Below are 19,145 nucleotides of genomic sequence, written 5' to 3'. Positions count from 1 at the left end.
GGGTCGTTTTTAAATGTGATTGTTGTAGATCAATTGTTCACCTGACGAAGAGAATATCTTCTTTGACGTCATAGAGTGTATTCACTCTTATAAGAATAAGGACATTTAAAAAGCTCATCTCCAAAGATGAGCTTTTTTCATATCACACGAGCAACTTCAGATAAGCAGCGTCATTTCCCTCTTCAACCGCCTGTAAAAGCTGCTTTGCCTGTGATGTGCTGGTGACGCTGCTTAACTTTTGTATGATGTCTTCTGTCGATAACGCACAGCCTGGTGCTCCCCGAGGGATATCGACCCGTTTTCTGATGGTGGTGCCGTCAGATAAGGTGAGCTTTACAATCGTAAAACGTCCTTTTGGCACTGCGTCTGGATGGGGTTCTATCGTTTGATCATATACTCTATTTACCCGCTTCATCCATGTCCGCAGCTCTGGTGAAATGGCTTTTTTCGTAAAAGCATCCAGTGATAAAGGTTGTCCAAACACCGCTAGTGCGATGACATACTCGACACTAAATCGTCCCTCTTCTCCCGTCAAAGGTGTCCGCTCCGTGAGTGCGGCATCTCCGCCAGGCGGAAACATGACGTCGACCTGTTCGATCTTCTCCTGTAAGGAAGAGTGTTCTTGTACTAATGACTCGATCGCATCGGCTGCATGATGCGCCGCTGAACAGAACGGATACACTTTAAACCATAGACCTGGCGACACAATACGCCACGCAGTGCCATAGTCTTCTAGCAAACGTCTTTCCGCTAGTTTCTGATCCCCATAGAGAGAAAAGAAGCCTAGCTCTCCATCCAGAAGCGATTCACTCCCGCCAAAACCTGAACAAGCTAAATCCATGGACCATACGGCGGTTTTAGCGGCGAGGCCAGCTTGTAATGGTTTCATATCAGCCCCAAACTGCTTTCGCATTCCAGCTGATTGCGCACCTGCAAAGCCGATCGCTTTCGCCAGCTCTTTCTGTGAAACTTGTTTCAAATAACCAATCGCACAGACTGCTGCAATGGCTCCGAGAGTTCCGGTATTATGCCAGCCCCGCTCATAGTGCGACTTGCCGATGGATTCACCTAGCCTTGCCATTACTTCGACGCCAGTAATGTAGGCTGCTAGAAATCGATCACTGTACGCCTCCCCGTTGGTCAGCTGGGAAAGCAAGGCCGGGATGATGACCGCACTTGGGTGTCCTCTCACATCAGAATGCACATCATCATAATCAAGGGCGTGAATCAGGTAGCCATTTAGCATGGCTGCGGATTGACGGCTGACCTTCTTCCCTTGTCCAATGACAGGAATTTGAGCCGCGCCGCCTTCTTGTTCCACCAGCGCCATGAGCTTCTGAATCCCTTCATCCTCTTTTGCAGCAAGCGCTGCTGCCGCAGCGTCTAACAAACCGTTTCGAGCCATTTGAACGGCCTGTTGATCTTGCAGCGGATCAGCAGATAGCACTGCCTCTGCGAGCTGTTTCGTTAGTTCCATGATCTTGACTCCAACGCCCGAACCGCAAGCTCGGCAAAGAAGGCAGCGGCAACAGGGAGTGCCTCTTCATTTAACGTAAAGGCAGGGTGATGCCATTCCTCGGTACCGCTTGTCCCCATCCAGACGAAAAAGCCTGGAATGCGTTCTTGGTAAAGGGCAAAGTCTTCTCCGCCTAGTGACTGTTCTGCCTCTACTACTGCGAGATCAAGTGCTCCTGCCGTTTCTTCCACAACCTTTGTCAAACGCTCGTCATTCATCACAGAAGGCAAATACGGATGCCATTTCACTTCTGCCTTTGCGCCAAATCCTTCTGCGATACCGCTCACGATCTGTTTCATGAGATCTGGAATCATCGCTCTCACTTCAGGTTCAAACGTCCGAACGGTCCCTTCCATCTCGACGCGATCAGGTATCACATTCCATGATGTGCCGCCTTGAATACGTGTGATGCTGACAACCGCATGATGCAAAGAACTAATGCGGCGGCTGACAATTTGCTGTAGGGCGCTTGTGATCTGACCGCTGATGGCAATCGGATCAATTGTGTGATTTGGAATTCCAGCATGACCACCCGTTCCTTGAATGTCGATTTCAAACCGATCGACACTCGCCATTAACGCTTTTTCTCTTATCCCGATGGTGCCAACTGGCAGGTTAGGTTTATTGTGCATACCAAATATCGCATCGACTCCATTTAAGACGCCTGCCTCTATGACGTGTTTCGCTCCTTGCGCCACTTCCTCAGCCGGCTGGAACAAAATGCGCACTGTTCCCTTGAGCTCATGTTTCCGTTCGTTTAATAGGACAGCCGCACCAAAAATCGAAGCGGTATGGAAATCATGACCGCATGCATGCATTTTCCCCTGTATCTTTGAAGAAAATGGTTCGCCAGATGCTTCTTCAATTGGAAGTGCGTCAATATCGGCTCTCAGAGCAATCGTTGGTCCCTCTTGTTCTCCTTTGATTTCACAAACGACCCCTGTTTGAAGATCTGGGAAATCGAGCACTGTGATCCCTTCCTCTTGTAACCAGCCTCGTAGTTTTTTTGTCGTTTCATACTCTTCAAATGCTAGCTCTGGATGCTCATGAAGCGCTCGGCGCATGTTAATTAAACGTTTGTTTAAAGCTTCATTTCCTAATGATTTCACTGATACTCACCCCTCTAAAGAGTAAAAAGCAGCTTATGCTTCTTCAGCCGCTGCTTCTTTTTGGATAAATCGTTTTGTTCGTTCATTCTTCGTTTCGTCAAATAGTTCGGTTGGCGTTCCCTGCTCAATGATATGACCATCTGCCATAAAAATGACATGATCTGCTACTTCTCTTGCAAACGCCATTTCATGTGTCACGATGATCATCGTTGTTTCTTGAATGGCAATGGATTTAATGACTTGAAGCACACCTGAAACAAGTTCTGGGTCAAGTGCTGATGTTGGTTCATCCAGCAGAATCGCATGTGGATCGACCGCTAACGCACGGGCAATCCCGATTCGCTGCTGTTGACCGCCGGATAGTGTAACCGGATAGCTGTCAGCTTTTTGTTCTAGCCCTACTTGTTTCAATAGCTCCATACCGATCTCATTTGCCTGCTGTTTTGTCATTTTTTTCGTCACAAGCAGTGACTCTGTAATGTTTTGCAAGGCTGTTTTGTTTTTGAATAAATTATAGTTTTGAAACACCATGGCCGTTTGCTGACGCAGGTGATGGGCTTCTTTACGTGTATATTTAGACGCATTCAGCTTCGCATCGCCAATTTCAATCGTACCTTCATCTGGCGTTTCTAATAGATTTAGACAGCGCAGCAATGTTGATTTACCGGAGCCAGAAGGTCCGATAATGGCCACAACCTGCCCTTTTTGCACGTCAAGATTAATTCCGTCTAAGACGACAAGGTCGCCGAATGATTTTTTCAAATTGGTGAGCTTGATCATGTCCACACCTCCTTAATTCCGGTAAGGTTTGCTGATTTTTCGTTCAAATAGGTCTTGTAGGAAACTATAAATGATGGTGAGTACCCAATACACAATGCCAACCGCTAAATACGTTTCAAAGTACTTATAGTTGGCCGATGCAATCATTTTCCCTTGCGCAAACATTTCTGCCACCCCAATGGTAAAGGCAAGCGATGTTTCTTTTAAAAGTCCAATAAAGGTATTCCCCGTCGCTGGAATGGCATTTCTGACGGCCTGCGGGAAAATAATTCTGACGTAAGACTGCCATCTTGTCATGCCGACAGATAAGCAGGCCTCAAGCTGCCCTTCATCCACTGAATTAAGAGCCGCTCTAAAAATTTCTGCTAAGTACGCTGAGTTTTTAATACTTAAACCGATAATGACCGCTGTTAAGGCATCCATTGAGGTCATCGCAGGGAATAGCTGCGGAAGACCAAAATAAATGAGAAAGAGCTGAACCAAAGTTGGAACCGCTCTGAAAAAAGAAATATACAGCTTGGCAAATTGGTATAAGACAGGTATCCGGTTTTTCGTTATAAGCGCGAATACCACACCAATGATAATGGCAAATACCATGGAGACAATCGCCATGAAGATCGTTATCGGCAAGTATTGAATCAAGGTTGGAAAAACCGTCACCATATACTGCCAATCAATGTGATTCATGTCTGCTTTTCACCGCCGCTGTTGTTATTTTTTAATTGGAACTGTGACATCATCTTTGAAATATTTTTCAGACAATTTCTTCAGTGTTCCGTCTTCTCTTAATTCTTTGATCGCTTGATTGAATTCTTCTCTTAGCTTGTCGTGCTTTTCATCTTTGGCAAATGGGTAGCCGACTTCTTCATATACGATTGGGTTGCCGACGATTTTGAGTGGAAGTCCTGTTTTTTCAATTTGAGCTAACAAGACACTGCGTCCGTTGACGTAAGCATCTACACGGCCATTTGCGACTTCATTTAAGACACCGTCTTGTGTTTCATATGTTTTGATGTTGATTTTCTTGTCTGGGTCTTTGCTCTCTAGGTTTTTGGCATGGTTTGAGCCAAGAACAGCCGCCACCGTTTTTCCTTTTAAGTCATCAAGTCCTTTAATGTCCTTGTTGTCCTTCTTGACAATGATTTGTGTTCCTGCGTATGCATACGTATCTGTAAAGTTGAACGTTTGTTTACGCTCATCTGTAATCGCAACTTGGTTTGATACAGTATCCAGCTTACCAGATGTCAGCTGGCCCATCAGTCCGCTGAATTCACTCAGCTGCCAGTCTAGTTTGTAGCCTAGCTTTTTCGCAATGGCTTCTGTGACCTCGACATCAAATCCTACTAGTTTGCCGTTTTCTTTATAAGCAAATGGATAGCTTTGGCCTGTAGCGCCCACTTTAAGCACTTTCTCGTCTTTGCCTTCACTCTGATTACCCCCGCCGCATGCTGCTAACACCGCAAGCATTGCCGCAAATAAAACAACTAGCCACTTTTTGTTTTTCATGTTCGTACACCCTTCTTTCCTCTTATGGTTGTGTAATATCTGATCGTAATTGTTTTTTAAAATAAATGGTGATATGGCCTTTGCCTAGATCCTTTTCACCTGCTCTGACATAGCCTTTACGCTCATACATGTCCATGAGCCACGGATGCTTATCAGCTGTCCCAAGAGAGACAAACGGTACCTTTAGTGTGTCCCTTAGCACTTCCGTTTCAACCCACTCAAGCAAGGCTGAGCCTGTGCCTTTTTTTGCCGCTGGTTCTGAAGCAAACCACCAAATATGCGGAACGCCGAATGGTCCTGGCTGTTCTCCCCACGGCATACGGAGTGATAAGGTGGAGAGAAGCTCTCCGTTTTCTTCCATTACATAGCAAAGGTTCTTTTGTACATTTTTCTGAACGAGGGCGACATCTGCATGTGCTGCTTGGAACTGGATGCCGAGCTCACGAATCGGCTCATAGGCTCTTGTTGTCAGTTCAAGCAACGCTTCTATATCATCCTCAGTTGCCAGACGAAACGTATATCCCAACGTTAGTCACCTCACCTTTATGTCGTGTAGCGATTTTTTGGCTGTTTTAAGCGGAGATTTTCTCGTAAAGTTTGTCCTGTGTATTCTGTTTTGAACAGGCCTCTTTCCTGAAGGATCGGAACGACGCGGTCTACGAAGGCATCAAGTCCTTCTGGCAATAATGGAGGCATCACGTTAAAACCGTCGGCTGCTTCCTCAACGAGCCATGTCTCCATCACATCTGCTAGCTGCTCTGGTGTTCCAATGAAGATATGGTGCCCACGGGACCCTGCAACAGATTGGTAGAGCTGGCGAATGGTCAGGTTGTCCTTTCTCGCCATATTCATCACAAGGTCAAAGCGGCTTTTCACGGCATTTGACGCGCTTGGATCAATCTCTGGAAGCGGTCCGTCTAGTGGATACTGGGAAAGATCAATACCCCCTAAGTAGTTTTGTAAAATGCTAAGGCCGATCTCTGGAACAATCAGCTCTTGTAATTCTTGATACTTCGCTTTTGCTTCTTCGACAGTATCGGCAATGATTGGGAAGATGCCCGGCATGATGCTGACATCCTCTCTAGCTCGACCAGCAGCCTCTACTTTTCCCTTCAAGCTTTGGTAAAATTCCTTCGCTTTGTCGAAATCGTTTTGTGCCGTAAAAATAAGTTCAGCCGTTTTAGCCGCAAGCTTTTGACCATCTTCAGAAGACCCTGCTTGAATGATCACCGGCTGTCCTTGAGGGGTGCGTGATACATTAAGCGGACCCCGTACGGAGAAGAATTCACCTTTGTGCTGCAGCTCATGAAGCTTACTAGACTCAAAGAATTCTCCTGTTTCTTGGTTTCTGATAAGTGCGTCCTCTTCCCAAGAATCCCACAGACCTTTGACGACATCGACGAATTCTTCAGCTCGTTCGTATCGTTTGTGGTGCGCTAAATGTTCTTCTCCGCTAAAATTTTTCGCTGTTTCTTCAATAGAAGATGTGACCACATTCCATGCTGCTCGTCCGCCTGATAAATGATCGAGTGAGGCAAACTGTCTCGCAATATGGAATGGCTCACTATATGTAGTTGATGCTGTTGCTGCTAAACCAATTGTTGAGGTAGACTCTGCAATCGAAGAAAGCAGGGTGAGCGGTTCAAATCTTGTTAATACATTTGGATGAGATGTATGATTAATTGATAAGCTGTCGGCTAAAAAGAGCAAATCCAGCTTCCCTTCCTCGGCCTTTTTCGCTAATTGTTTAAAGTAATCAAGATTCATGGCTGCGTCTGGTACTGCTTTCGGATGTCTCCAAGAGGCGACATGATGTCCAGTTCCCGCGATGAATACGCCTAGCTTGAGCTTCCGTTTCGGCTGTGACACTTGTTCTTCATCCTTTCTATATCTTCCTTGTATCAAGTGATTATTTTACAAGATACATTTTTCTGATTGAATTAATCGGTTTTATCCATAAAAAAAGGGCAAATGTTGTGAAAAATGAAAAATAATTATTACTATATGCCCTTTTTACATGATTGTCAACCGCCTTCTAAACCTCCAAAAAAAGGGATTTACAGGCGGTTACGGTGGATCAATTTCAATATTTCCGATGAGCCGGTCCGTGGAGTGCGTCATCAATTGACTGCGCTCTAGTACGTTATGGGCAATCACCGAATGAGTGGAAGATGTGGTGCGGACGGCAATCGCTTTTTGAGGAGAGAGATTAATGATGTTATTCCGCAGCACACGTGCTGAGACAACCTCATCAAGAAAAACGGCTGTCGGCTGTCCGATTGAACGATTTAAATAAAAGCGGTTATCACCAATTTGGGGTGAGCCATTTTTAATATACATCACCACATATAAGGACGTTTCTTCAAAGGAATTGTCTTTAATCTCTAAAGGAGCGGTCGTATTGCTGTAGACGGCATAGTTTTGATAGTGCTTAAAACGATTCTGCCATATGAAAGCCTTTGCATTTCCTGTCACGCTGATTGTATACGAAGATGCGAGCTGTGAATGTCCTTCTTGAATAAAGTGATTGCCGTTGATCCCCGCTTCTCCCTCCTGCACCCATATCCCTCGGCTGAATTCCTTGAATTGATTATGCTGAATTAAGATATTCGTTCCTCTGACCATCGCCGCATCGATGACAGAGTAGACGGTATTGTTTGAAAAGACAATGCTGTCTGATTGATAAATACGCAGCGATGTACTTCTAAGCCGTGTGTTTGTCCCTGACTCAATATGGTTTCCTTCTATTAAAATACGATTGGCCATATAGACAGACACAGCCGCATCTTCAAAAAGACTGATTTTATTACCTGTGATGTGCACGCTGTCTCCCCTCACATCAATACCCTTTTCAAACCCTTCAATCATATTGCCAATAATGATCACATTGTTTTCCGATTGATCAAGCGGCACACCTAAGCTCGTAATCCCTGCTTTTGTCACGCCCCCTCTCACTGCACGAATCAAATTATTCGCAATGATCATTTCAGTGGCGAAGCCATAGGAGATACTGCTGTCCGTTTGATTGCCTTCAATGATCACACCATAGCCGTTGAAATTATAGATAGAGCTGGCTGCGCCGCCTCTGACTATGTTGTTTCGAATCTGAATATTCAGCGGTTCCTCCAAGTTGGTCGCATTTTCTCCGTATCCTTCAATATCAATGCCCATTTTTGGCTCGACCCCGTTTACCCCTGCCCTTTCAAGCAAACAGTCTTCCACAATGACACCATCACAGCCTGTAATAGAAATATTGTTTCGCCTTGAGTCAGTGATGGTGCAGCCAGAAATATGAATTGACGAAGCAGGCGAGTACGATTCGATATGGGTCAATAAACCGTGCGGACTGACAATGATGCCGTCTCCCGTACAATTGTTGATTTGAACACGATCGATATTCACATGGGAAGCACCTTCAATACACACCCCGAAGCCCCATTCATGTGTTTTTCTTTCTGGCGGGAGCGCCTTGTACACATGCTCATCACGGTCGCCTTCAATCCGCCCGCCCCGAATGGTCACATGCTCTACCTCTCCTATATAAAAGGCTGCATATCCCCACGAATCATTTGGTTTCACTTTGATGACGGCATCTGATGCCATCTCAATACAAATATGACTTGGCACTCGTATGCCGGCATGACGAAAAGGAAAAAATTGATCCCCCCTGTACACCGCATCTATTAGATACGTTCCACTCGGCAACCAGACGTGGGAGTAGCCCTGTGCTTTTGTCCATTCCAGGCATTCGTTCAGTTTCGCTGTACAGTCCGTTTTCCCGTCAGCAATCACGCCAAAGTCTAATACATTGACAATGGGTTTCTTCAGATCAGATTCATTTACATCCCCCAATGAAAACCCCTCCTTTTTACACATGTCCTCTTGTCATCCTATGCATGTGGGAAAGATTTGCTTGTACGATATTTCAAATTTTATATAAATTCTTCTGGAATAACTTTCCGATGATTTTCACTTGAGCGAATTTTTTATCTTTTTGAGTCTTTACGCCTATTGAACTAACATTTTCCTGTTTTAGAATAGTTTTATATTGACACAAGAACTATACAAGAATATCATTTTTCTCATATCTCTTTTTTTAAGAAAGGATCTATGCCATGTCTACAATTGACCACGATAAAATTGTTAAAAGTGTTCCTCAAAAAGGGTTTTTTGGACATCCTAAAGGACTTTACACACTGTTTTTCACTGAATTTTGGGAGCGTTTTTCTTATTATGGCATGCGTGCACTGCTTATTTATTATATGTACACAGAGGTGACAAAAGGCGGTCTTGGCTTCGACCAGACAACCGCTAATTCGATCATGTCTGTCTATGGTGCGCTTGTCTATATGTCAGGCATTATTGGCGGATGGCTTGCCGACCGGGTATTTGGTTCGTCCAGTACGGTCTTTTATGGCGGGGTATTCATTATGCTGGGTCATGTCATTTTGGCACTACCTAGCGGAGCAACAGCGCTCTTTATTAGTATGGGGCTGATTATTATTGGGACAGGTCTCCTAAAGCCGAACGTCTCAAACATAGTCGGTGACCTGTATACAAAAACAGACCCTCGCAGGGATTCTGGATTCAGTATTTTCTATATGGGGATTAACATGGGTGGTTTTATCGCCCCATTAATTGTCGGAACACTCGGTCAAAAAGTGAATTTCCACCTTGGTTTCTCACTCGCTGCCGTTGGTATGCTTGTTGGACTTATTACGTTTGTCATCACGAAAAAGCCGAATCTTGGACTTGCCGGCACTTATGTCACAAATCCACTATCAGCTACTGAACGCAAGAACTTCAAAATTTTCGGTACATTGATCGTGATTGTACTTGCTGTTTTTGCTGTCATCGGCATTCAAACCGGAGCGCTCACGATAAATCTATTCACTTGGTTTGTCAGTGTCCTTGGTGTGCTGATTCCGATTGTTTATTTTATTGTGATGTATTTTAGTAAAAAAACGAGTGCAGTGGAGCAGTCGAGGGTACTCGCTTATATTCCATTGTTCCTAGCTGCGGTGATGTTCTGGGCCATTCAAGAACAAGGCTCAAATATTTTAGCCACATATGCAGATCAGCGAACAAACTTGAATTTCCTTGGCATGACATTAGCCTCCTCTTGGTTCCAATCATTGAACCCAATCTTTATTGTGCTCCTGTCACCAGTATTTGCTTGGTTATGGGTCAGACTTGGTAAGAAACAGCCGTCTACCCCGATTAAATTCTCACTTGGCCTTCTGTTCGCAGGATTATCCTTTATTATCATGATCATTCCTGCCTACATGTCTGGACCAAATACACTTGTAAGCCCACTATGGCTCGTTCTAAGCTTCTTCCTTGTCGTCATCGGAGAGCTTTGCTTATCACCAGTTGGGCTGTCAGCGACAACAAAACTGGCACCTGCTGCCTTCTCAGCGCAAACGATGAGCCTTTGGTTCCTTTCAAATGCGATGGCACAAGCCATTAATGCACAAGTGGTCAAGCTGTTTGATAAAGTGCCAGAAACCGTCTATTTCGGGATCATCGGCATGCTCGCCATCATTTTATGTGGCGCTATGCTTCTGCTTACACCGTTGATTAAGAAAGCGATGAAAGGCGTGCATTAATAAAAAACTGGACATGAGTACATCATGTCCAGTTTTTCACTTTATTGATGATCATTCTTCATATAGAAATTTTATATCTTACTGCATGATTCATTCGTTTTCATTGGTACTGTCTCATTTATTTCAATGTTAAAATAATTCACCGCATTGTGATAACAAATATCTTTGACTATTTTTCCTATAAATTCGTAATCCCTAGGAAGCTCACCACTTTCTATCCAAGTCCCAAATAAATCACATAAAATTCTTCTGAAATATTCATGGCGAGGGAACGATAAAAAGCTTCTTGAGTCTGTAAGCATACCTACGAAAGTGCTAAGCAAACCTATATTAGATAATGTTTTCATTTGATCTAGCATGCCGTCTTTTTGATCATTAAACCACCACCCGGATCCAAATTGAATTTTTGCTCTGGCATCAGAAGACTGAAAATTCCCTATAGTAGAGGCCACAATAGCATTATGAACGGGATTTAAATTATAGATAATGGTTTTAGGTAAAAGGTTATCTTTGTCTAATTCATTAAGAAAACCATTTAAATGTCTTGCTAGGTGGAAGTCAGACATAGAGTCGTACCCGCTATCTTTTCCCGTTACCTTGAACATTCGTGTATTATTATTCCTTAAAGCACCTATGTGTAATTGCATGGTCCAATGAAGAGATTGATATTTCTTACTCAAGTGAATCAGAGTGTTTGTTTTAAATTTATTGATATCCTCTTGGGATAGTGTTTTTCCTTGCAGAGCACGTGCAAATATAGAAGACACTTCTTGATCAGTAGCTGATGAAAACGGAAATATTTCAAAACCATGATCAGACATTCGGCATCCATTCGCATGAAAATAATCAATTCGTGAATGTAATGAAGCGATAAAGTTTTCATATGTTAAAACAACACCGTTGTTTGAATCACCTAATTGTTCTATATAATTCACAAAATTTGATTGTTCAATATTTAAAGCTTGATCCGGTCTAAATGTAGGTAGGACCCTAGTTGTAATCCCTACATCTTTACGTATGATTTGATGACTTTCTAAAGTATCGATTGGATCATCAGTCGTACATACAACTTTTACATTAAATTTTTCTAAAATTCCATTTGTGGACATGTTACTTTCATTTAATTTCTCATTACAGATATCCCAAACTTTATGTGCATTTTTTTCTGAGAACAACTCATTTATATTGAAATAACGACTTAATTCTAAATGTGACCAATGATAGAGAGGGTTTCCTATTGTATATGGAACAGTTTGAGCCCAAGCTAAGAATTTTTCCTTGTCACTTGCATTCCCAGTGATAAACCTTTCTTCTACGCCTAACCATCGCATAGCCCTCCATTTATAGTGATCTCCGTTAAGCCAAATATCAGTCATATTTTCATATTTTTTGTTAGTAGCAATTTCATCAGCCATTAAATGCGTATGAAAATCATAGATTGGCATATTTTTCGCGTAATCATGATAAAGAACTTTTGAACTTTTGTGATGAAGCATCATATCTTCGCTTAGGAATGTAGACAATATCGTCACCTCTATACATTTTATAATTTTCTTTATCCTTCAAACTTATGTTTAGAAAATCTCAATTAAATGAAATAAGGTGTTATTAACAAGAATAACACCTCACTTTTTTAGATCTTACTTAATTCAAACTCCGTATTTACGTAGATTGCGTCTCGTTGTGCAATTAAGCATAGTTCTGCGGCTTTAAAAGTATGTTCTTGAGTCATAGCATTTTCAGTATCGTTTAAACAATCTAAAATAAGTTCACCAAAGTAAGGGAATCCTACTTCTCCATTTAGAGAAAAATGTTGCTCTGTCTGTTGATTTACTAAGTATAAATGGTCTCCTGTTTTATCCCTTGCTATGTCTACGTATTTGCGAATTTCAATATACCCATCCGTTCCAAGAATGAATGTGCGCCCATCCCCCCAAGTGCTAAGGCCATCAGGAGTCAGCCAGTCTACTCTAAAGTAGTTTGTAGCCCCATTATCCGCAATCAAAGTAGCATCGCCGAAGTCTTCTAATTCTGGATATTGATGATGTTTATAATTGCCCACTTTACTATGTACAACTTTTGCATCTTTTGCGCCAGAATAGAAAAGGAATTGTTCAATTTGGTGACTACCAATATCACATAGAATACCTCCATAATACTCCTTTTCAAAAAACCAGCTCGGTCTGTTTTCTACATTGCTACGATGTGGGCCAGTTCCAAGAACTTGTACCACTTTTCCAATTGCTCCTTGTTCAATCAATTGACCAGCAAATACGGCACTCTCCACGTGCAAACGTTCACTATAATAAACAGCCCATTTAAGCCCCGTTTCAGCTGTTTTTTTACGAGCAAGCTCCAATTGTTCCAACGTTGTAAAAGGTGATTTATCCGTAAAGTAATGCTTACCATGATCTAAAACACGCAGCCCTAAATCACAGCGTTTAGATGTAATGGCTGCGCCTGCCACGAGCCTTACATCTGGATCTTCGAGAACTTCTTTCTCACTTTTGGCTACCTGTACCTCCGGATATGCTTTACAAAATTCTTGTACTTTTTTCTGATCATGATCATAAACCCATTTTAATGTAGCCCCAGCCTCAGTTAATCCATTGCACATTGCATAGATGTGTCCATGATCAAGACCAATAGCTGCCATTACGAATTGTCCTTCTGTAACGACAGGGGCACTTTTTCCCTTAGGAGCATAATTCATTCCATCACTTTTCTGCATGATTGTTCCTCCTCTAGCTAGCTTCCAGTTTATTTTTAATAATTTAATAACGTTAGACTCATAGTTTCTCGTAATTTCCTCCAACGGTTATCGTATCGTCTGAAAAATTTTCTACACTGCTTTGTTTTTCATAAAAATGCTTAACGTTCGCAAGCATTCCTTCACGTGTATAAAAAGGATCGTCTGCTAAAAGAGGAAGCTTCACATGAACACCTAGGTTTGCAGATTTATAGATGGCTGTAATAAGTTCTAGTGTTTTTCTTCCTTCTGTTCCATCAATTAAAAGCTTCTGGTTACCCTTGATAGCCATTAAAAAATTATTTATTTGTCCTTTATGCCCTTCAAATCGTAATTCCGGATATTGATGAAAAGCTTCCTGAATACGATTTTCTAAATCCTCATCATTTTTCTCTTGAGGAAACCCATTTTCTTTAGCTATTTGAGCATTTACTTTCCACGGGACAGATACTCTAGCTTTTTCACCTTGAAAAATCAATTGTTGTTCTTCTCCATGATGAACAACAGAACTGGTTACTTGTGCTAAGCTGCCATTTCCATAGCGAAGTACCGCAATAGAAAGGTCTTCAACCTCTGCATTATCATGCAAGGTATTACTCGTTGCTGCAAAAATGTCAGTCGGCAATCCTAACATCCATTGCAACATATCAATATGATGGACAGCATGATTAAGTGTACAACCTCCACCTTCTTTTTCCCATGTACCGCGCCACCATAAATCATAATAACTATGACCACGCCACCAAAAAGAATCAACTTGAGTATGAGCGATTTTTCCAATGAGGTTTTGATCAAGGACATGCTTTAATCTCATAATGGGCGTCATAAACCTGTTTTGAGCAACAACGGATAAAAGCTTTTGGCTTTCAATAGATGCTTTTATCATTTCGTCACATTCTTTTAGAGAAGAAGCCATAGGTTTTTCTACTAGGACATGTTTGCCTGCTTTAAGAAAATCGATGGCAATGGTTGCGTGCATATAAGGAGGTGTACAAATGGAAACGGCATCAATCGTAGGATCATTCAATAACTCTTGGTAGTTAGCGACAACTCGTGCTTCTAGGTTATATTTTGATGCTGCAGACATTGCTTTTTCAGGATAAATATCAGCTAAAGCTACAATTTTACTGATTTCAGGCATTGCAAGATAAGCCTCGATATGGGCAGTTGCAATAGATCCAGTTCCTATAATTGCGATGTTGGTCATATCAATCTTTCCCTTCTGCAAGAAGATAAATTTTCACTTCTAATAATGAGATAGCGCTTTCAAAAAACTGAATGATTCAACTAACTGATAGATCAGAGTACCGTTCGTTCTATTAATATTCTAGTTATACTAGTATGGCAGCTCAAAAACATTATAACTCAATCTTTTTGAATTTTGTATAGTTTTTTGAATTTTCTTTTTAATCTCCCTCGTTTTTATGATTGATCATGGCTTACATAGTTAGAATCATCAAGAGTTATATAAATGCTCACAGGATAAATATTCAGAAAAATTAAATTAGTGTCTACCATTCTAATGCACTTGTATGGTAGTATGTTAGAGAAAGGAGATTAGAATAATGAATATTGATTTTAAAAACCAAAACCTCTCTACGAGGGAACAAGTTTACAATATGCTAAAAGATCAAATATTAAGCCTGAAGCTTCCACCTGGGACAAATATTTCTGAAAAAGAAATATCCGTTCAATTTAATGTGAGTCGAACTCCTGTAAGAGAAAGCTTTTTAAAATTATCTCAAGAAGGATTATTAAGTATCTACCCTCAACGAGGTACATTTGTTTCTTTAATTGATTTGAATCTTGTGGAGGAAGCACGGTTTATGCGAGAACATCTCGAGAAGGCAGTGATTAGACTAGCCTGTCAGGAATTTTCTGAAGAATTGATTAATGATTTAGATATGAATTTAAGTATGCAAAAAATTTGCGTTAAGAAAAAAGACTATAAAAAAATGTTTGAATTAGATGAGGAGTTTCATAGAACTATTTTCAAACGGTGTAAAAAAGAAAAAACATGGTTAGTTATTCAACAGATGAATGTACACTTTAATAGGAGTCGCATGTTAAGGCTAGTAACAGATTATAATTGGGATAATATTCTTTCTCAACATGTAAATATTTTCAAAGCAATACAAGATCAAGATGCTGATAAAGCTGAAACAATTATGGAAGAGCATTTGAAAATTGCACTTGTTGATAAAGAATTATTGAAGAAAGAATATCCAAATTATTTTAAATAAAAATATGTTGTTACTTATATTTAGGGGTGATGGTAGATGAGGATGACATTTAGATGGTTTGGAGAAGGAAACGACACAATAACACTGGAACAAATAAAGCAGATTCCAGGAGTGGAAGGAATTGTTTGGGCACTGCATGATGTGCCCGCAGGAGAAGAGTGGCCAATAGAAAGAATTGTAGAAATGAAAAAATTAGCTGATAAACATAACCTTCATATTGAAGTGGTTGAAAGCGTGAATGTTCATGAAGATATTAAGCTCGGACTTCCAACTAGAGATCGCTACATAGAAAATTATAAGAAAACAATTCAGAAGCTAGCAAAGGTGGGTGTTAAAGTCATATGTTATAACTTTATGCCTGTATTTGATTGGATCCGTACGGACTTAAATAAAACACTTCCTGATGGCTCTACAGCTCTATTTTATGAACATAGTCGAATTAAAGATATTGATCCGAAAGAGTTAGTAAATAAAATTAGTAAGAACTCCAGTTTAACCATGCCAGGTTGGGAACCAGAGAGGTTAAATCACCTTCAACAACTTTTTGAAGCCTACAGAAATATAACAGAAGATGATTTATGGGCCAACTTGAAGTATTTTTTAGATCAGGTTATCCCAATTGCAGAACTTCATGATATGAAGATGGCTATTCATCCTGACGATCCACCTTGGCCTGTCTTTGGTCTACCGCGAATAGTAACTAACCAAAAAAACATCAGAAAAATTTTACAACTAAATAGCAGCCCATATCATTGTATCACGCTCTGTACAGGTTCTTTAGGAGCAAACTTAGAAAATGATTTAGTTTCTATGATTCACGAATTTATTGATAGAATACCATTTACTCATATAAGAAATGTACGTGTATATGATAATGGGGACTTTGTTGAAACATCGCATCGATCAAAAGATGGTTCGGTAGACGTTTCAGCCATTATACACGCTTATTATGAAAGCGGATTCAAAGGTTATTGTAGACCCGATCATGGAAGACACATTTGGGGTGAACAATGCAGGCCTGGATATGGTCTTTATGATAGAGCACTTGGAATTATGTATTTGTGGGGAGCTTGGGATGCTTTTAAAAATAAACATTCTATACGAACAGAAGCAAAGGAGGAAGCTGCATGGTAAATAAAAATTTAGCTGGAAAAGTAGCTGTCATAACAGGAGGGAGTGGAGTACTTTGCAGTGCCATGGCAAAGGAACTTGCTAGACATGGCGTGTCTGTGGCTATTTTAAATAGAACAGTCGAAAAAGGTGAAAAGGTAGCCGAAGAAATTAACCTTATGGGCGGGAAAGCGATTGCGATTAAATGTGATGTTCTGAATAAAGAGAGTGTTGAACAGGCCGAGAAGATTGTAACAGAGGAATTAGGCCTGTGTACAATATTGATAAATGGAGCTGGTGGTAACCACTCCAATGCAAATACAACCAACGAAATATTTCAAACAGAAGACCTTACTAATCCTAAGATAAATACTTTTTTTCATTTAAGTACAGATAGTGTACAAAATGTATTTGATTTAAATTTTATGGGGACTTTCATTCCTACACAAATTTTCACTAAAAATATGGTTCATCAAAATGGAGCAGTTGTCATCAACATGTCATCTATGAGTGCCCCTTCTCCAATGACCAAAGTGCCTGCTTATAGCGCGGCAAAAGCAGCAATTGAAAATTTCACCAAATGGTTAGCTGTTCATATGGCCGAGACAGGAATTAGAGTAAATGCCATTGCACCGGGCTTCTTTTTAACCTCACAAAATAAAAACCTTCTCCTAACTGAAGAAGGAGATTATACAGAGAGGTCTCATAAGATTATTTCGAACACACCGATGAGAAGGTTTGGTACGCCAGAAGATCTTCTTGGTACCCTATTATGGCTTGTTGATGATCAGATGTCAGCATTTGTTACCGGCGTGACAATTCCTGTTGATGGAGGTTTTATCGCGTATTCAGGTGTTTAATATTTTTATTTTTTTCCTTGTCATACATCTTTATTTTATATGTTTTTTTAAATTTATAAGTAGGCTTGGAAAGGAGAAATAAGAATGCAGACCGAGAACAGGAAACTAACACTCAAAAATTATATTGGTTATGGAACAATGGATTTATTTGGAGGGGGAGCATTCGCTATAATAGGCGCATGGATGTTATATTTTTTCATTACATACTGTGGTCTTACCCCTGTTGAAGCAGGATCTATTATTGCAATTGCTCGGATTATTGATGCTATAGCAAGCCCAATTATGGGCCATATCACCGATAATTTTGGTCGTACTAAACTTGGGAAAAAATTTGGAAGACGCAGGTTCTTTTTGCTAGTTGGAAGCCCTTTGATGGTTATTTATTCTCTTCTTTGGATTTCTGATATGAATTACTGGTACTATTTAACGGTTTATATTTTGTTAGAATTCCTTGCAGCAATGGTATTAATTCCATTTGAAACACTTGGAGCTGAAATGACGAATGATTTTAATGCACGGACCAAGCTCTCAACAATAAGATTAATCTATTCAGGACTAGGAACATTTTTAGCTACCTTTATTCCAGGTAGATTATTCGAAATATTCGGAAAAGATTCACCCCAAGTTTTTCTTTACAATGGAATTATCTTCACCTTTATTTTTATGGCTGCATTATTAATTACACATAGAACAACATGGGAACGTAAAATAGAAGAAGACATGTTAGAACCTGATGGTGTAGAAAAAGTACCTGCTATAGAATCCATAAAAAAAGTCATTATTGACTTAACATCTACTTTTAGAATTAGAAGTTTCCGCCAGCACCTCACGATGTATATTTGTTCGTTTACTGCCATGGATATTTTAAACGCTGTCTTTGTCTACTTTGTTGTGTTTTCATTAAATAAAGATGCAGTGCTGGCAGCCGATTTATTATCTATTGGTTCATTACTTCAAATGGTATGTACAATATTGTTTGGTTGGCTCGTGATTAAAATAGGTCCTGCGCCATCTTTGAAAATATCTTATATTGCTATTATTACATGTATCAGTGGTTATATATTTTTATACTTCACACAACCAACTTATATGATTATAGCGCTGTATGCTTTCTCTGTTATCTTAGGTATCGGAAAGAGTGGATTATATTATATACCATGGAATATTTACACTTTCATTCCTGATGTAGATGAAATGGTCACTCGTAAAAGAAGAGAAGGAATATTTGCAGGTATTATGACTTTTACACGCAAGAGTACTACAGCTTTAGCCACATTCTTGGTAGGAGTTATTTTACAGGAAACTGGATTCGTTGCAAGCGCGACGACACAGTCTACTACAGCAATAAATGGGATTGTAGGTATTCTGTTTTTCGGAACTGTAGGGCTAGTCGGTATTAGTTTAGTTATTTCATTTAAATTTAAATTATCTAAGAAAACTCATTCCATTATGATTAATGAAATTAATAGGTTAAAGAATAATGGTTCAATGGAACAGGCTGATAATGAAACAAGAAGTGTTTTGAAAGCGCTAACAGGATGGGAATACGAGAAGCTTTGGGGTAATAATAACGTAGGATATCAGAATAAGCTCCAAAATTTAGAACAACAAGATTTCAAACAGCAGGATATGAACTAACTTTTGTTGTTAGTTGAGAACTACA

General features: G+C 40.4%; 16 protein-coding genes. 5 read left to right on the top strand and 11 right to left on the bottom strand.

All coding sequences use genetic code 11. The features are described from left to right. Window positions 1–142 precede the first annotated feature (142 nt). The 8 genes from NST73_RS02185 to NST73_RS02150 form a co-directional block, all read right to left on the bottom strand. Window positions 143–1,477, bottom strand: a complete 1,335-nt coding sequence (locus tag NST73_RS02185; RefSeq protein WP_342499346.1) for an MmgE/PrpD family protein — start codon at window positions 1,475–1,477, stop codon at window positions 143–145. Continuing rightward, window positions 1,468–2,625: an amidohydrolase gene (locus NST73_RS02180; RefSeq protein ID WP_342499345.1), complete on the bottom strand. Its 1,158-nt coding sequence runs from the start codon at window positions 2,623–2,625 to the stop codon at window positions 1,468–1,470. Before NST73_RS02180 ends, NST73_RS02185 begins: the two co-directional genes overlap by 10 nt. A 33-nt stretch (window positions 2,626–2,658) precedes the next feature. Continuing rightward, window positions 2,659–3,405: an amino acid ABC transporter ATP-binding protein gene (locus NST73_RS02175; protein WP_008347264.1), complete on the bottom strand. Its 747-nt coding sequence runs from the start codon at window positions 3,403–3,405 to the stop codon at window positions 2,659–2,661. 12 nt (window positions 3,406–3,417) lie between these two features. Then, entirely contained in the window at window positions 3,418–4,092 is a 675-nt protein-coding gene (locus NST73_RS02170; protein ID WP_007498163.1) for an amino acid ABC transporter permease, read from the bottom strand. Between the two features lie 24 nt (window positions 4,093–4,116). Then, window positions 4,117–4,911, bottom strand: coding sequence for an amino acid ABC transporter substrate-binding protein (locus NST73_RS02165; RefSeq protein WP_007498164.1), 795 nt, complete (start codon window positions 4,909–4,911; stop codon window positions 4,117–4,119). Between the two features lie 22 nt (window positions 4,912–4,933). Next, window positions 4,934–5,437, bottom strand: a complete 504-nt coding sequence (locus NST73_RS02160) for a GNAT family N-acetyltransferase (RefSeq protein WP_024720188.1) — start codon at window positions 5,435–5,437, stop codon at window positions 4,934–4,936. A gap of 17 nt (window positions 5,438–5,454) precedes the next feature. Beyond that, complete coding sequence (locus tag NST73_RS02155) at window positions 5,455–6,780, bottom strand: LLM class flavin-dependent oxidoreductase (RefSeq protein WP_342499344.1); 1,326 nt, start codon at window positions 6,778–6,780, stop codon at window positions 5,455–5,457. A 198-nt stretch (window positions 6,781–6,978) separates the two neighbouring features. Then, a complete protein-coding gene (locus tag NST73_RS02150; RefSeq protein WP_039166244.1) occupies window positions 6,979–8,763 on the bottom strand; it encodes a right-handed parallel beta-helix repeat-containing protein in 1,785 nt (594 codons plus the stop codon). A 263-nt stretch (window positions 8,764–9,026) separates the two neighbouring features. Between NST73_RS02150 and NST73_RS02145 the strand changes: the two genes are divergently transcribed. Beyond that, window positions 9,027–10,520 carry a peptide MFS transporter gene (locus tag NST73_RS02145; RefSeq protein WP_113767201.1) on the top strand — a complete coding sequence of 498 codons (1,494 nt, stop codon included), beginning with the start codon at window positions 9,027–9,029 and terminating at the stop codon, window positions 10,518–10,520. A 71-nt stretch (window positions 10,521–10,591) separates the two neighbouring features. On the opposite strand, the gene uxaC is transcribed toward NST73_RS02145, so the two are convergent. The 3 genes from uxaC to NST73_RS02130 all read right to left on the bottom strand — a co-directional run bounded on the left by uxaC (window position 10,592) and on the right by NST73_RS02130 (window position 14,476). Continuing rightward, on the bottom strand, window positions 10,592–12,043 hold the full coding sequence (uxaC, locus tag NST73_RS02140) for a glucuronate isomerase (protein ID WP_342499343.1): 1,452 nt from the start codon (window positions 12,041–12,043) through the stop codon (window positions 10,592–10,594). A gap of 110 nt (window positions 12,044–12,153) precedes the next feature. Beyond that, window positions 12,154–13,251, bottom strand: a complete 1,098-nt coding sequence (locus tag NST73_RS02135; RefSeq protein WP_058214298.1) for a Gfo/Idh/MocA family oxidoreductase — start codon at window positions 13,249–13,251, stop codon at window positions 12,154–12,156. A gap of 58 nt (window positions 13,252–13,309) precedes the next feature. Then, window positions 13,310–14,476, bottom strand: a complete 1,167-nt coding sequence (locus NST73_RS02130; protein WP_058214299.1) for a Gfo/Idh/MocA family oxidoreductase — start codon at window positions 14,474–14,476, stop codon at window positions 13,310–13,312. A 358-nt stretch (window positions 14,477–14,834) separates the two neighbouring features. Here NST73_RS02130 and NST73_RS02125 point away from each other — a divergent pair, with 358 nt between their 5' ends. From NST73_RS02125 to NST73_RS02110, 4 genes are all read left to right on the top strand, one after another. Beyond that, window positions 14,835–15,512 (top strand): GntR family transcriptional regulator, encoded by a 678-nt coding sequence (locus tag NST73_RS02125; RefSeq protein WP_058214300.1) that lies wholly within the window; start codon window positions 14,835–14,837, stop codon window positions 15,510–15,512. Window positions 15,513–15,548: 36 nt separating this feature from the next. Beyond that, window positions 15,549–16,646 carry a mannonate dehydratase gene (uxuA, locus tag NST73_RS02120; RefSeq protein ID WP_342499342.1) on the top strand — a complete coding sequence of 366 codons (1,098 nt, stop codon included), beginning with the start codon at window positions 15,549–15,551 and terminating at the stop codon, window positions 16,644–16,646. Beyond that, window positions 16,640–17,482 (top strand): SDR family oxidoreductase, encoded by an 843-nt coding sequence (locus NST73_RS02115; protein ID WP_342499341.1) that lies wholly within the window; start codon window positions 16,640–16,642, stop codon window positions 17,480–17,482. The genes uxuA and NST73_RS02115 overlap by 7 nt, the downstream gene beginning before the upstream one ends. Window positions 17,483–17,566: 84 nt before the next feature. Further along, window positions 17,567–19,120, top strand: a complete 1,554-nt coding sequence (locus tag NST73_RS02110; RefSeq protein WP_342499340.1) for an MFS transporter — start codon at window positions 17,567–17,569, stop codon at window positions 19,118–19,120. Window positions 19,121–19,145 lie beyond the last annotated feature (25 nt).

This window comes from Bacillus sp. FSL W7-1034, assembly GCF_038593365.1.
Classification (GTDB): domain Bacteria; phylum Bacillota; class Bacilli; order Bacillales; family Bacillaceae; genus Bacillus; species Bacillus altitudinis.
This window is presented reverse-complemented; position numbering and strand designations above follow the sequence as displayed.

What these genes read in the sequence shown, in the direction of transcription:
- uxuA (WP_342499342.1), top strand. Translation starts at nt 15,549, where the DNA reads ATGAGGATGACATTTAGATGGTTTGGAGAAGGAAACGACACAATAACA.
- NST73_RS02185 (WP_342499346.1), bottom strand. Translation starts at nt 1,477, where the DNA reads ATGGAACTAACGAAACAGCTCGCAGAGGCAGTGCTATCTGCTGATCCG.
- NST73_RS02165 (WP_007498164.1), bottom strand. Translation starts at nt 4,911, where the DNA reads ATGAAAAACAAAAAGTGGCTAGTTGTTTTATTTGCGGCAATGCTTGCG.
- NST73_RS02145 (WP_113767201.1), top strand. Translation starts at nt 9,027, where the DNA reads ATGTCTACAATTGACCACGATAAAATTGTTAAAAGTGTTCCTCAAAAA.
- NST73_RS02115 (WP_342499341.1), top strand. Translation starts at nt 16,640, where the DNA reads ATGGTAAATAAAAATTTAGCTGGAAAAGTAGCTGTCATAACAGGAGGG.
- NST73_RS02130 (WP_058214299.1), bottom strand. Translation starts at nt 14,476, where the DNA reads ATGACCAACATCGCAATTATAGGAACTGGATCTATTGCAACTGCCCAT.
- NST73_RS02175 (WP_008347264.1), bottom strand. Translation starts at nt 3,405, where the DNA reads ATGATCAAGCTCACCAATTTGAAAAAATCATTCGGCGACCTTGTCGTC.
- NST73_RS02110 (WP_342499340.1), top strand. Translation starts at nt 17,567, where the DNA reads ATGCAGACCGAGAACAGGAAACTAACACTCAAAAATTATATTGGTTAT.
- NST73_RS02125 (WP_058214300.1), top strand. Translation starts at nt 14,835, where the DNA reads ATGAATATTGATTTTAAAAACCAAAACCTCTCTACGAGGGAACAAGTT.
- NST73_RS02170 (WP_007498163.1), bottom strand. Translation starts at nt 4,092, where the DNA reads ATGAATCACATTGATTGGCAGTATATGGTGACGGTTTTTCCAACCTTG.
- NST73_RS02135 (WP_058214298.1), bottom strand. Translation starts at nt 13,251, where the DNA reads ATGCAGAAAAGTGATGGAATGAATTATGCTCCTAAGGGAAAAAGTGCC.